Genomic DNA, 11955 nt, shown 5'->3' with positions numbered 1-11955 from the left:
CTTAACTCGCTAGCTTGTCGCGACTATGCGGCGACAGCCGCCGGGTGAAGGCTTCCGTCAGTGCGGGCAGGAAGCGGATCGCATCAGTGACGATTCCAAGGTGGGCAAAATCGAAAATCGGCGCGTTCGGATCGGTGTTGATGGCGACAATGAGATCGGCGCCCTCGACGCCAACGCGATGCTGGATGGCGCCGGAAATCCCGGCCGCGATGTAAAGCTTCGGCCGGATGGTCTTGCCGGTTTGGCCGATCTGCCGATCAGCCGGCATCCAGCCCTTCTGGACCAGCGGGCGCGAACAGCCATGTTCGGCGCCGATCGCGCGCGCGAGATTCTTCACAAGCTGCAGATTCTCCGCGCCGCCGAGACCAAGGCCTCCCGCAACCACGACATCGGCATAGGCGAGATTTGCCTTTGCCGACTGGCTATCCGGCAGGAACCCGAGGACCTTGGTGACGATCTCATCCTCGGCTAACCACAGCTTGTGCTCGATGACACGACCTACCGGCCTGTCGGCGCGCTGCGGCATGGGCATGACCCTGGGACGCACTGTCGCCATCTGCGGCCGGCAATTGAGCGTATAGATCGTGCATAGCAAGGAACCGCCGAAAGTCGGACGGGTCGCGGCGAGCGATCCGTCTGTATCCACGTCCAGTTCGGTGCAGTCGGCCGTGAGCCCCGTATGTAAAGTCGTCGCCACGGAGCCGGCAAGATCCCTGCCGAGCGTGGTCGCGCCCAGCAGAAGGATCTCCGGTTTGTGGGTATCGACCAGATCCGTCATCGCCTTGGCGAAAGGCTCGTTCCGATAGTCGGCCAGCAACGGTGCCTCGACGAGGTAGACCATGTCGGCTCCATAAGCGAAGGCCTCGGCAACGGCGTTGCGGGTGGCTTCTTCAGGCGGTCCGAGCACGACGCCCGCAAGCTGGACGCCAAGCTTGTCTGCCAGCTTGCGGCCTTCGCCGAGCAGTTCCACGGATACGGGATGAACCTGGCCGCGTTCGAGCTCAATGAAAACCCAGACATGCCGATGGTCCTTGAAACGGTCAGGCAGTTCCTTCTTTATGCCGGCACGGCCGGCGGCAGGGCGAGGGGTTTCTCGGTTCGGGGTCGACATCGTCTGCTCCTTGCCCTCACGCGTCGTTGTTGAAGGCGAGTTCGTGTGCCAATTCCGGCTGCCGGGTGAAGAGTGCGGCGACGAGTTCGTCAGCGAGATCGCGCGGCGTCTTCTCCGCGGTTTCGATACGCTCCGCCTTTTCCGCCCGTGGGGTCGGGGCGAAAACACGCTTGACGACCGTCGGCGAGCCGCGCAGGCCGCATCTGGTGAGGTCCTCAATGCCGGCCTCGGCCGCACTCCACTTCACGACTTGGCTGCGCGCTGCGCACAGGGCGTCCTGAAGCGAACCCCGGCGGATCTCGTTGGTGCCTTCCAGCATGGCGACAAGGCAAGGAAGTCTGCTCTTAAGCAACTGCATGCCGCCTTCGCAGCGGCGCTCGACATTGATCTCGCGCGCAGCGAGATCAATGGAGGCGATCTTCGCGACATAGGTGAGTTGCAAGAGACCGAGGCGCTTGGCGATGCCGGGTCCGACCTGGGCGGTGTCACCATCGATCGTCTGCTTGCCGGTGAAGACGATGTCTGGCGTGCCGAACGTCTCGCCAACCTTGGCGATTGCTTGGGAAAGAGCGAAGGAGGTCGCCAACGTGTCGGAGCCGGCAAAATAGCGGTCGGTCAAGAGCACCGCGCGGTCGGCCCCATAACTGAGCGCCTTGCGCAGCGCGTTCTCTGCCATTGGCGGACCCATACTGAGCACTGTGACCTCGCCGCCATAAGCGTCGCGTAGCCTGAGCGCTTCTTCGAGGGCGAACAGGTCGTATGGGTTGATGATGGTCGGCACACCCTGACGCATGATCGTATTCGTCACCGGATGGACGCGTATCTGTGCCGAGTCCGGCACCTGCTTGATGCAGATTACGATGTGCATTGGCGGTTTCTCTAGGCTCCTGTCCGGATGCGGGCTTTGCGGTCGTCTCCTTCGCGCATCATTCATGCCAATCATTTGCGCGCCGCTCTTGCCGGAAATTCGGTTGGTTGCTTCTGAAGGCTTCGTCGTGATGACCCCCATTTGTCGACTTGGCGACATTGTTGCGTCGCATCCGTGTCGCGCTCATTCCTTCCCGAACCGTTTCAGCATGGACTCGAACGGGACGAAGGTGCGGCCCGGCGTAGCAGGTTTGTCCGGATCGTGGTCTTTGAGCACCTTGAACACCCTGTGCGTGAGCGGCGAGGAAATCGCGAAGTCCTGGTAGGCGCGCTCCAGCGTGCCGCGGACCCGCGCAGCGATCACCGAGTCGGGCAGTTCGGAGAGATCTTCGCTCGCAAGGTATTGGCCCATCCGCCTCATGATATGGAGCCGCGAGACATTGAGCACCTTGGGGTCATAGGAAACGCCAAGGATGGCGAAGAACTCCTCCGCAGCCGACAGGCCTTTCAGCCGCGCGAGGATATCCGTGAGATCGAAGGGACGGCCGTCAGCGGAACAACTCATTGCATTCTCCAAGGTCGGAAATTGTGTGCGATGGCGGAGCGGCTTTTTGCGCCACAAGCCGCGGCTGCTATCCTGGCGGAACGGATGGCGAGGAAAAACGACATCGTCCGCCTCAGTGGAATGCAAGGCTTCGGCCAGCCGTCTCGCTGCGCAGTCTATCGTAGGGCTCGACCAGTTGAGCTGCGGTGACGGTCGATTTGATCTCGGCTGCCATGCGGCGGACACGGGCAACCATCGCGGCTGCCAGATCCGGGTCGAGATCGCGGCCGCTTTCGCCCAGCACATGAGCAATCGCGGTGGCGCCGGAATGCTTACCGATGACGATACGCCGGCAGCGGCCCACGAGAGCCGGATCCAGTCCCTGATAGGTACGCGGGTCCTTCAGCATCCCGGCGACGTGAATGCCGGATTCGTGAGTGAAAACATCGGCGCCGACAACCGGCTTGATGGCTGCTGTCGTCCGCCGGGCGACCTGCGTCACCTGGGCCGCCAAGGCGGGCAATGCGGCCAGCTCTAGGCCCGTGTCTGGGCCGCCGAGGACCGCCATCGCGGTAGCCACCTCTTCCAGCGCGGCATTGCCGACGCGCTCGCCGAGCCCGAGAACGGTGACGGAGGCATGGCGCGCGCCGGCGCGTATCGCGGCCAGCGTGTTGGCGGCAGCGAGGCCGAGATCGTTGTGCCCATGAAATTCTATATCGATAGGAGACTGCGCCGCGACCTGGGCGACAGTTCGAAAATCGAAAACGGATCGAGAACGCCGACTGTGTCGGCCAGCCTGACACGGCTGGCGCCGGCGCGCGCGGCTGTTTCGACAACGCGAGCGAGATGATCCCGATCGGCCCGCGAGGCATCCTCGCAGCCCACGGCGACGAAGAAACCGCCGGCGGCTGCGCGTCCGACCATATACTCGATGACCTGAAGCGCTCCTGCATGATCGAGACCTAGCTTTGTGGCGAGTTGGATGTCCGATGCAGGCAGCGACAGATCGATGGCGGAGACGCCGCTCTCGATCGCTGCATCGAGATCCTGCGACGTTATCCGGCACCATGCCGTTAGCCGAACCGGGAGACTCCGCGCAACCGCGGCGCGAATTGCTTCGATCTCGTCGGCGCCCATGACGGGCGTGCCGATCTCGATTTCTGGGACGCCGGCTGCGGCGAGAGAATCGGCAAGCTCCAGCTTTTCCGCCTGTCGTGAAGGCGACGCCGGGTGCCTGCTCACCATCGCGCAATGTCGTATCGCTGAGAAAGATCCGACGGTTCATGAGCTGCCGGTTCTCGTGCTGCCCAGGCATAGACCGGATTGACGGTCTTCAGCGCTTCGCCTGCCGGGCCCACGCAGCCTTTCCACGATTGCGGGCACGACCTCGAGCACCCGATCGACGTCCGCTTCGCCATTCTGGCGCCCGAAGGAGAAGCGGACTGTTGCGTATGGCATTTTCATCGCCCGCAAGACATGGCTCGGCTCCAGCGATCCAGAGGTGCAGGCAGAGCCGGAGGAACAGGCGATGCCGAGGCGGCCGAGAAGAAGTGGGATTGCATCGCCTTCGATATCTTGGAAGGCAATGTTAGCGGTGTTCGGCAACCGTTCAAGCGAATCGCCAGCGACGAAGCTGTTTGGGATATGCTGGAGGATCCCGTCCTCGAGGCGGTCGCGGAGCGACTTTACCCGCGTAGCCTCGTCCTCCATGAATTTCAAGGCAAGTTCGGCCGCCATCCCCAGCCCGACGATGCCCGGCGTGTTCTCGGTGCCCGCGCGCCGGTCGCGCTCTTGGTGCCCCCCCTTGATCAATGAGCAGAAGGCCACGCCGCGCCTTACATAAAGCGCGCCGATCCCTTTCGGCCCATACAGCTTGTGGCCGGAGAGCGACAGCATGTCGACTGCCGTCGATTTCAGCTCTATCGGGAGTCTGCCCACCGTCTGCACGGCATCGGTATGGAAAAGGGCGCCGACTTCCTTGGCCAAGTCGGCAAGCTCGGCCACTGGAAAGATCGTACCAGTCTCATTGTTCGCCCACATGATCGAGACGATTGCGACTTTTGGCGTGAGGGCGACCCTGTAGGCGTCCAGGTCGAGCCGGCCACGGCGATCCACGGGGATTGTGTGCACCTTGACGCCGCGCGTCCTCTCAAGGTGTGCACACAGCGTCAGCACGGCCGGATGCTCGACGGCAGAAGTCACGATCTCTGCTCGATTGGGCATCACTTCGAGCGCCGAAAGAATCGCGGCATTGTCGCTTTCCGTCCCGCCAGAGGTGAAGATGACCTCATCGTCGAACTCCGCGCCGATCAGCGCTTGTACCTGCCGACGCGCCTTTCCAACCGCTGCACCGACCGAGGCGCCAAGACTGTGCATCGACGAAGGGTTGCCAAATTGCTCCGAAAAGAACGGCAGCATCGTTCGAACGACATCAGGGTCGACCCGCGTCGTTGCGTTGTTGTCGAGATAGACAGTCCTCATGCGCACGATCCACAGTCGATCGGAATGATGCGAAGCGCGAGCCACGTCGCATTGAGCTTCTGGCACACGTGGTTGATGCTGACGGCGAACCGGCCGCCGCTGCCGGTGCCCGTCAGTTTGTAAATGGCTTTGACCTTACACAGTGCAGTGGCTGTTTCCAGAATGCCGGCATTCTTCGGGACGAAAAAGCATCCCTTGACCTTGTCGCTAAAGCATCCCTTGACCTTGTCGCTATAGTCCAACATGCCTCTTTTCCTTCTCTGGGGCGATCAGCCGAAGGACTTGCCGCAGCCACACTTGTCCCGCGCGTTGGGATTATCGAAGACAAAACCGGAGGATTCGATCTCCGTAACGAAGTCGACGGTCATACCGGCGACGTGGGGTTGGGAGCCTACGTCCACGAACACCTTGACCCCATCCGCCGTTATAATGGCATCGCCTTCGCGCTCGACGCTCTCCAGGCCCATCAGGTATTGGAAGCCGGCGCAACCGCCGGCCTGGACCATGATGCGAAAGCCTTCAACCGGCTCGCTGGCGCGGGAAAGTGCGGCCTTGACGGCGGCAACGGCGTTGTCGGTGAGCGTAATCATGGTTCGATCTCTCCTCAGTCCGTGACGTACTGCGGATCATCATGCATGGACCGTGCCAAAGGAAAAAAACCGCTTCAAACAGTGCGATATCCCTGACTCTGCCGTGAATCTCGCGCGCCATCGTTGGGACGACGTCGGGTAACCGACAGGTCCCCGTCAGGTGTGTCGAGTAAGGCACACAGCGATGTTCGGCTTCAGATCCGGCTGCGCTTGCACGTAAGCCATTGACGAGCATGCCGAAGATCCGTCCTGCGCCTGCTTCCGCGCAATTGGCACGACTTTTGAATCTGCCCTTTCGGCGAGGCCCAAGACTGGTCGACGGATATTCATCTCTTGGGTAGCCTCGTGATCGATGCCAGGAAGGAAAGCAACATGTCAGGTCCGAACCAGCTCCGCCTTCAATGGGAATGCAGCACCGTCCGTAGAATCCGAACCCCTGATCGGCCAATTGGCGTCGGCATCCACAATCGCTCACCACCGGCTAGTGGCCGTCGACTGAAGTGAGATGGGACCGGCATGTGCCTGTCGGCCATCGTCCGCAGTTCAGTTGGTACGCGCGCGCGTTTCGAGGGGTGCCGGACGGCTCTCCAGCAACACTCTGTTCTCGGCGAGCACGAGACCGGGTCGAGCATCAAGGCGCGCCCCGTCGGCTGCAGATCAGCCGGCAGGGCATCGATGATCAAAACGTCTATGGAAGCAGGGGATAGGACATGGAGCAGCGCGAGAAGCCCTCGCCCGAGCAAATCCGGCGTGCACGCAAAGACAGTCCGAAAATCCGCGAGCCCGATCTCGCCGCCCAATTGGGGATTTCGGAAGCCGAACTGGTTGCAGCCGATTGTGGTTTCGACGCGGTTCGCATCGAGCCGCGCGTCAACGACCTGTTGACCGGCCTCGAAGCGGTTGGCGAGGTGATGGCGCAGACCCGCAATGAAAGCGCCGTGCACGAGAAGATCGGCATCTACGACAAGGTGGTAACCGGCAACCACCATGCCATGGTGCTTGGCGATGAGATCAACCTGCGCATCTTCCCGAAGGTGTGGGAGCACGGTTTTGCCGTCGAAAAGCGCGATGGCGGCGACATCCACCGCAGCCTGCAATTCTTCGATGCCGACGGCAAGGCGGTGCACAAGGTGCACGTCAGGCCGGCCTCCAACCTCTATGCCTATCAGAAGCTGGTGGCGCAGCTCGAATCCTCAAACCAGGAGCCGATCGTGTCGGCTAAGGCGAGCGAAGCTGACGATGCTGAGATTCCGGACCAAGCCGCCACGGTCGAGGATCTACGCGACCACTGGAGTCGGCTGACCGACGTGCATCAGTTCTTCGATATGCTGAAGACGCTGAAGCTCAGCCGCTGCGAGGCGATGCGGATGGTCGGCCAGGAATACGCCTGGCTGCTCGACAATGCTGCCATTGGCGCCATGTTCCAGTGCGCGGCCGAAGACGAGATGCCGATCATGTGCTTCGTCGGAAATCGTGGTTGCATTCAGATTCATTCCGGTCCGGTCAAGTCGGTCAAGCCGATCGGCCCGTGGATCAATGTGCTCGACGCGACCTTCCACCTGCATCTGAGAACCCATCACATCCGCGAAGTCTGGGCCGTGCGCAAGCCGACCAGGGACGGTCATATCACGTCGCTCGAAGCCTATGGCGCCGACGGCAGAATGATCATCCAGTTCTTCGGGCAGCGCTATGAAGGCGACCGCGAACGCGGTGACTGGCGGTTTCTGGCCGAGAACCTGCCACGTATCCCAACCCCCGTCAGCAGCGTGAGATAACGACCATGTGTGTTGCCTTCCCTTTACGCTCCCTGCTCGCGCTGATGCTCGGCCTCCTGCTGGCCGCCGCGTTGCCTGCTGAGCGCAGTCAGGGCGCAGCTGTCTTTTCCGATCCGCTGCGGATCACCTCGATCGGCGGCTCTGTCACCGAGATCATCTATGCGCTTGGCGAGGAGCGCCCCCTCGTGGCTCGCGATTCGACCAGCTACGACCCGAACGCTGCACTGAAGCGGCACATTGTCGGCAACGTGCAACGGCTGTTGGCGGAGGGTGCTCCGTCCGTCGGTCGGTCCGGCGTTCTGGCCGTCCACGGCAGCCGCCGAGAGGACGCGATCGATGCAAAGTGGCGTACATACTTTGATCAAGCTGCCAGAGGACGGTCGCAACAAAGGTATCCTCGAATGATATACGTCGTCGGCAAGGAAAGGCCGGGAAACTGCCCGCCTCCGGCAGCTGCATGACACAGCCTGCGGCGGCATCATGCAGCTGTCGTCCGGCGACGACGAGGCGGAAATCAGCAGCTATCTCGACGATGCCTGCGTCCAGCGCTAGCAGCCTGAAGCGCTGCATCAGCGCCGCGACAGAGCCAGCACGGCAATCTGCTGCGCAAAACCCCGAAGCAGCAGGACCTATCGTCCAGTCTGTGCATGACAACCTGCGCATCGGCCGGCTGGATCGCGTGATTGATGGCCTGCAGACGATGCAATATCTGAACCGGGTCAGAGCCCGATTGAGACCAGTTCGGGATTCCGACATAAAACGTCCCTGGCCTTCATCGCTGTTGATATGGCGGGAACGCAGCGCTAATCTTACTACTCGGCCGCGCTGGCACGAAGGGTGCTCGGTAGCTGCAAGAGAACTCGCTGGGCCGGAGAATTCACCATGAACGCTTTCGTCACCCGCGACGGTTCCGGATGGATGCCGCAATATCTGACCGCTATCGACGGCACGACCTGCATCGGGTGCGGCCGCTGTTTCAAAGTCTGCTCGCGCGAGGTCATGCACCTTTACGGCGTCGATGACGAGGGTGAGATCCTTGGCATCTGTGACGGCGAGGACGATGACTTCGACGGCGAGCTCAATCGCATGATCATGGTGGTCGACCATGCCGGCCGCTGTATCGGATGCGGCGCCTGCGCTCGCGTCTGCCCGAAGAACTGTCAGACGCATGTCGCGGCCGACCAGGTCGCCCCATAATCTGACGCAACAGACTGGGAGAACGGCACCATGTTTGCCCATCACCACGGTTGCCGCGGCACTGGCCAATGGCCGTGGGCTGAGATAGGCACGGGGTTCGACCAGCATGTGCTTGCCTGCATCTTCGCGCGGGCGCTCAAGGAGGTTGAGGCCGGCGGCACGACGGCCACCGAGGCAACCGGCCTTTCGCGCGCCGAGTTGCAGGATGTCCTGGCCCGCGATTTCCCCGCAACTGCTATCAACACTTTCGCCTTGGAAGAGGCGAGCGACCCCGAGCCGAGCCTGGAGGAAGAACTTCTGCGCGATCTCTTGCTCGCGCATGCCCGGCCAGGAGACCCGTCGGGCGCCCGTTTCGCCAAGATCATCGCACGGCGTGCCATGCGCAACGACCATCTCTGGCAAGACCTTGGCCTTTTCAATCGTGCCGAGCTCAGCCGCTTGCTTGCCACGCATTTTCCGCGGCTGGCGGCCGGAAACACCCAAAACATGAAATGGAAAAAGTACTTTTACCGCAAGCTCTGCGAGGCCGAAGGCTTTTCGCTGTGCACCGCGCCCAGTTGCGGACAATGCAATGATTTCGAAAATTGTTTCGGCGCTGAGGAAGGCGAAAGCCGCGGATAAGGCCCGGGATCGATTTCCGTTTAGGGAGCGCTACCGTCATGGGTACGAGGCGGCAAGGGTTTATCGCCATTAAGCGATAAGCGCTTTTCCCGCCGCCGCTGCACGGAGGAGGGGATGTTCATCGCTTCGCGATATTTTGTGACTGTGCGTCGCGCGACGTCGACACCGGTTTCCTTGAGCCGGAGAACGATGTCCTCGTCAGAAAGTACGTCTTTGGGCGATTCCAGCGCGATGATCGCCTTGATCCGGTGACGAACCGCCTCGGCGGAGTGCGCGTCGCCGCCTTGCGAGGAGGCGATCGGGACAGTAAAAAAATACTTCAGTTCGAACACGCCGCGCGGCGTAAGCATGTATTTGTTCGACGTCACTCGACTTACCGTCGACTCATGCAGTTTGATCGCGTCAGCGACAGTCTTCAGAGTGAGAGGCCGCAGGTGATCGACGCCATGTTCCAAGAAGCCATCCTGCTGGCGGACGATTTCAGCCGCAACCTTCAGGATCGTCTTGGCGCGCTGATCGAGGCTTCTGATTAGCCAGTTCGCGCTTTCGAGGCAATCGTTGAGAAATGCTTGATCTTTCGAACCTTTGGCGGTCAGGCGTGAGACTTCGGCGAAATAGGTCTGATTAATCAACACTTTGGGCAGCGTCTCTGGATCAAGTTCTATATGCCATCCACCTCCGGGCGAGGGCATGACCCAGACGTCGGGTATGATGGATTGGGGCTCTCCGGATTGGAATCGGTTTCCAGGCTTGGGGTCGAGCGCACGGATTTCATGCAACATCTCGAGCAGGTCGTCCTCATCAACGCCGCAACGCTGCTTCAAGGTCTGAAAATCACGTCGCGCAAGCTTGTCAAGATTGGCAACCAAAGCTGCCATCGCGGGGTCGAACCGGTCTCGCTGGCGCAACTGTATTTCCAGGCATTCGCTGAGAGTTCTCGCAAAAATCCCGGGTGGATCAAACTGTTGCAAGGTTCCGAGAACCCGTTCCACATCAGCCTCCCGGATGTTTAGGCTGCCGGCCAGATCCGAGAGGTCTACCCGGAGGTAGCCAGTGTCTTCCAGATCAGCTGCAAGCAGGCCAGCAATCAGCCGCTCCTGCGGTGTAAATGCGGTGAGGGCGATCTGACGAGCGACATGGTCATGCAAGGTTTCGGTGAGGGCGACAAATTCCTCGGGGGCAGGGCGACTTCCCGTCGCATCGTTCGTCGTGTTGCGCTGTGATTTCCGTTGCCCGACCCGATCCGGGGAACCGGCCCTGATCGGACCGTCGACGTTGTTGCCGCCTGCGCCGACCTGCGGATCCCTCTCCGAATTCGAGGAAGCGTCGCCGACAGGCCCCTCGTCGTCCGACGCTGTTTCCAACAGCGGGTTCTTCTCGAGTTCCCGCTCCACGTACTGATGCAGTTCGGCATGCGCCAGTTGCAGCAAGCGTATCGACTCAATGAGTTGAGGCGATGCCACCATGGATTGCTGCTGGCGCTGAAGCAGGCTTGCTGTGGGTTGCATGGTTAGCGCCAATCCTCTCGAGGGAACCCTTGGGCATTGAAACGTCGACCCCTCTAAAGCGCATCGCGGCTGGAGGGCCTCAGGCGAGGCGCTTTAGAGTCTTGTGTCTTTGCATGTCCCCGCTGCGCACTTTGGGCGACATGCACAAGGTTCATGCGGCGGCCTTCAGCGTTTCAAGAACGTTCTGCGGGGACGAGACGCCATAGGGGTCGGTCTCGCAGTTGTCCGAGAAGCCTTCCTCCTCGAACCACTTCTCCACCACGCCATTCTCGATCAGGGCCGCGTAGCGCCAGGAGCGCATGCCGAAGCCCAGATTGTCCTTGGCGACCAGCATACCCATCTTGCGCGTGAACTCGCCTTTGCCGTCCGGGATAAGCTCGACCTTCTCCAGTCCCAAGGACTTCGCCCACGCATTCATGACGAAGGCGTCGTTGACGGAGACGCAGTAGACGGCGTTAATCCCCTCCTTCTGAAACTCGTCATAGAGCTCTTCGAAATTGGGCAGTTGGTAGGTCGAGCAGGTCGGGGTGAAGGCACCAGGAAGCGAGAACAGGATGACGCGCTTACCGCTGAAATAGTCGTCGGATGTCTTGTCTTCCCAGCGGTATGGATTTGGCCCCTCGATCGACTTGTCGCGAACACGCGTGCGAAAGGTGACGAAGGGAACCTTCTTTTTAACGGTCATCTATGTTTCTCCTCTAATTGAAGGGTGGCGCATTGTTTCTCGGTTGGCTGACGCGACACCGGGCTGGGGCTGGCTCGCCGATCATTCGGTCTATCGGTTGCGTGTTGGCTATTCGTCTCGCCGGCGCTCACACGCCGAGCAGGGCTGGCAAACCGCGATTGGGCGAGCGCCATGCCTTGGCCTGTCGGCCTCGAAGCACTCATGTGCAAAGTAGCCACCGACCATCGATGTCTGGAGGGGACGGCGTCCCGATGTGGGCCCGGAATCGGTACGATCTCCTGGGGCGCTTGTATGGAGCTTCGCGTCTCAGCCATGGTTCGTTGTTGCCTTCTTGGTGCCTTGATGGGCTCTAACGACGAAGAGCAAGCGCCATGCCAACCCCTCGAAGGCAGTGAATCTGACGAGTTTTGCGAAGACCTTTTTGGGCTTGTGCGGGAGCGCCGTGCGTAGCCGACAGGCGCGGAATAATCGACTGGTCACCCGGATCGGGCAAGACTGCAGTATGGTTGGATAATCGGCAGTTCTGCGCCGGTTCGGGAAAGACCAACCGTTTCCGGACAGCCGGACCGATGCCTT

The 11955-nt window shown here is 61.0% G+C and carries 12 protein-coding genes and 1 pseudogene; 4 read left to right on the top strand and 9 right to left on the bottom strand.

Annotated elements, in window-relative coordinates:
• Position 1: 1 nt before the first annotated feature.
• The 7 genes and pseudogenes from ACFSQT_RS04230 to ACFSQT_RS04200 form a co-directional block, all read right to left on the bottom strand.
• Positions 2 to 1111 (bottom strand): electron transfer flavoprotein subunit alpha/FixB family protein, encoded by a 1110-nt coding sequence (locus ACFSQT_RS04230; RefSeq protein WP_095082072.1) that lies wholly within the window; start codon positions 1109 to 1111, stop codon positions 2 to 4.
• A gap of 16 nt (positions 1112 to 1127) precedes the next feature.
• On the bottom strand, positions 1128 to 1979 hold the full coding sequence (locus ACFSQT_RS04225) for an electron transfer flavoprotein subunit beta/FixA family protein (RefSeq protein WP_095082070.1): 852 nt from the start codon (positions 1977 to 1979) through the stop codon (positions 1128 to 1130).
• 183 nt (positions 1980 to 2162) lie between these two features.
• A complete protein-coding gene (nifW, locus tag ACFSQT_RS04220; RefSeq protein WP_095082068.1) occupies positions 2163 to 2543 on the bottom strand; it encodes a nitrogenase stabilizing/protective protein NifW in 381 nt (126 codons plus the stop codon).
• Positions 2544 to 2655: 112 nt separating this feature from the next.
• Positions 2656 to 3807: pseudogene (locus ACFSQT_RS04215) on the bottom strand (homocitrate synthase/isopropylmalate synthase family protein).
• A complete protein-coding gene (nifS, locus tag ACFSQT_RS04210) occupies positions 3804 to 5003 on the bottom strand; it encodes a cysteine desulfurase NifS (RefSeq protein ID WP_095082066.1) in 1200 nt (399 codons plus the stop codon). Before nifS ends, ACFSQT_RS04215 begins: the two are co-directional and overlap by 4 nt.
• On the bottom strand, positions 5000 to 5248 hold the full coding sequence (locus tag ACFSQT_RS04205; RefSeq protein WP_378921977.1) for a hypothetical protein: 249 nt from the start codon (positions 5246 to 5248) through the stop codon (positions 5000 to 5002). The genes nifS and ACFSQT_RS04205 overlap by 4 nt, the downstream gene beginning before the upstream one ends.
• 24 nt (positions 5249 to 5272) lie before the next feature.
• Positions 5273 to 5593 carry an iron-sulfur cluster assembly accessory protein gene (locus ACFSQT_RS04200; RefSeq protein ID WP_095082060.1) on the bottom strand — a complete coding sequence of 107 codons (321 nt, stop codon included), beginning with the start codon at positions 5591 to 5593 and terminating at the stop codon, positions 5273 to 5275.
• 710 nt (positions 5594 to 6303) lie between these two features.
• On the opposite strand from ACFSQT_RS04200, the gene ACFSQT_RS04195 reads away from it, so the two are divergent.
• The 4 genes from ACFSQT_RS04195 to ACFSQT_RS04180 all read left to right on the top strand — a co-directional run bounded on the left by ACFSQT_RS04195 (position 6304) and on the right by ACFSQT_RS04180 (position 9186).
• Positions 6304 to 7368: a hemin-degrading factor gene (locus ACFSQT_RS04195; protein WP_095082058.1), complete on the top strand. Its 1065-nt coding sequence runs from the start codon at positions 6304 to 6306 to the stop codon at positions 7366 to 7368.
• 5 nt (positions 7369 to 7373) lie between these two features.
• A complete protein-coding gene (locus tag ACFSQT_RS04190; protein ID WP_379017116.1) occupies positions 7374 to 7829 on the top strand; it encodes a hypothetical protein in 456 nt (151 codons plus the stop codon).
• 421 nt (positions 7830 to 8250) lie between these two features.
• Entirely contained in the window at positions 8251 to 8565 is a 315-nt protein-coding gene (gene fdxB, locus ACFSQT_RS04185) for a ferredoxin III, nif-specific (RefSeq protein ID WP_095082054.1), read from the top strand.
• Positions 8566 to 8595: 30 nt separating this feature from the next.
• Positions 8596 to 9186 carry a nitrogen fixation protein NifQ gene (locus ACFSQT_RS04180; RefSeq protein ID WP_378921972.1) on the top strand — a complete coding sequence of 197 codons (591 nt, stop codon included), beginning with the start codon at positions 8596 to 8598 and terminating at the stop codon, positions 9184 to 9186.
• A gap of 20 nt (positions 9187 to 9206) precedes the next feature.
• On the opposite strand, the gene rpoN is transcribed toward ACFSQT_RS04180, so the two are convergent.
• Together rpoN and ACFSQT_RS04170 are read right to left on the bottom strand one after the other, a co-directional pair.
• Positions 9207 to 10694, bottom strand: coding sequence for an RNA polymerase factor sigma-54 (gene rpoN / locus ACFSQT_RS04175; RefSeq protein ID WP_379017115.1), 1488 nt, complete (start codon positions 10692 to 10694; stop codon positions 9207 to 9209).
• Positions 10695 to 10845: 151 nt separating this feature from the next.
• Entirely contained in the window at positions 10846 to 11379 is a 534-nt protein-coding gene (locus ACFSQT_RS04170; protein WP_095082048.1) for a peroxiredoxin, read from the bottom strand.
• Positions 11380 to 11955: the final 576 nt, after the last annotated feature.

The sequence above is a fragment of the Mesorhizobium calcicola genome (assembly GCF_042682105.1).
GTDB classification, from domain to species: domain Bacteria; phylum Pseudomonadota; class Alphaproteobacteria; order Rhizobiales; family Rhizobiaceae; genus Mesorhizobium; species Mesorhizobium calcicola.
The sequence above is the reverse complement of the archived record's forward strand: the minus strand, read 5'-3'. Positions and strand labels throughout refer to the sequence as shown.

Excerpts from the sequence above, each read along its gene's own strand:
- ACFSQT_RS04170 (WP_095082048.1), bottom strand. The coding sequence starts at position 11,379 with ATGACCGTTAAAAAGAAGGTTCCCTTCGTCACCTTTCGCACGCGTGTT.
- nifW (WP_095082068.1), bottom strand. The coding sequence starts at position 2,543 with ATGAGTTGTTCCGCTGACGGCCGTCCCTTCGATCTCACGGATATCCTC.
- ACFSQT_RS04230 (WP_095082072.1), bottom strand. The coding sequence starts at position 1,111 with ATGTCGACCCCGAACCGAGAAACCCCTCGCCCTGCCGCCGGCCGTGCC.
- ACFSQT_RS04205 (WP_378921977.1), bottom strand. The coding sequence starts at position 5,248 with ATGTTGGACTATAGCGACAAGGTCAAGGGATGCTTTAGCGACAAGGTC.
- fdxB (WP_095082054.1), top strand. The coding sequence starts at position 8,251 with ATGAACGCTTTCGTCACCCGCGACGGTTCCGGATGGATGCCGCAATAT.
- nifS (WP_095082066.1), bottom strand. The coding sequence starts at position 5,003 with ATGAGGACTGTCTATCTCGACAACAACGCAACGACGCGGGTCGACCCT.
- ACFSQT_RS04225 (WP_095082070.1), bottom strand. The coding sequence starts at position 1,979 with ATGCACATCGTAATCTGCATCAAGCAGGTGCCGGACTCGGCACAGATA.
- ACFSQT_RS04195 (WP_095082058.1), top strand. The coding sequence starts at position 6,304 with ATGGAGCAGCGCGAGAAGCCCTCGCCCGAGCAAATCCGGCGTGCACGC.
- ACFSQT_RS04180 (WP_378921972.1), top strand. The coding sequence starts at position 8,596 with ATGTTTGCCCATCACCACGGTTGCCGCGGCACTGGCCAATGGCCGTGG.
- rpoN (WP_379017115.1), bottom strand. The coding sequence starts at position 10,694 with ATGCAACCCACAGCAAGCCTGCTTCAGCGCCAGCAGCAATCCATGGTG.
- ACFSQT_RS04200 (WP_095082060.1), bottom strand. The coding sequence starts at position 5,593 with ATGATTACGCTCACCGACAACGCCGTTGCCGCCGTCAAGGCCGCACTT.
- ACFSQT_RS04190 (WP_379017116.1), top strand. The coding sequence starts at position 7,374 with ATGTGTGTTGCCTTCCCTTTACGCTCCCTGCTCGCGCTGATGCTCGGC.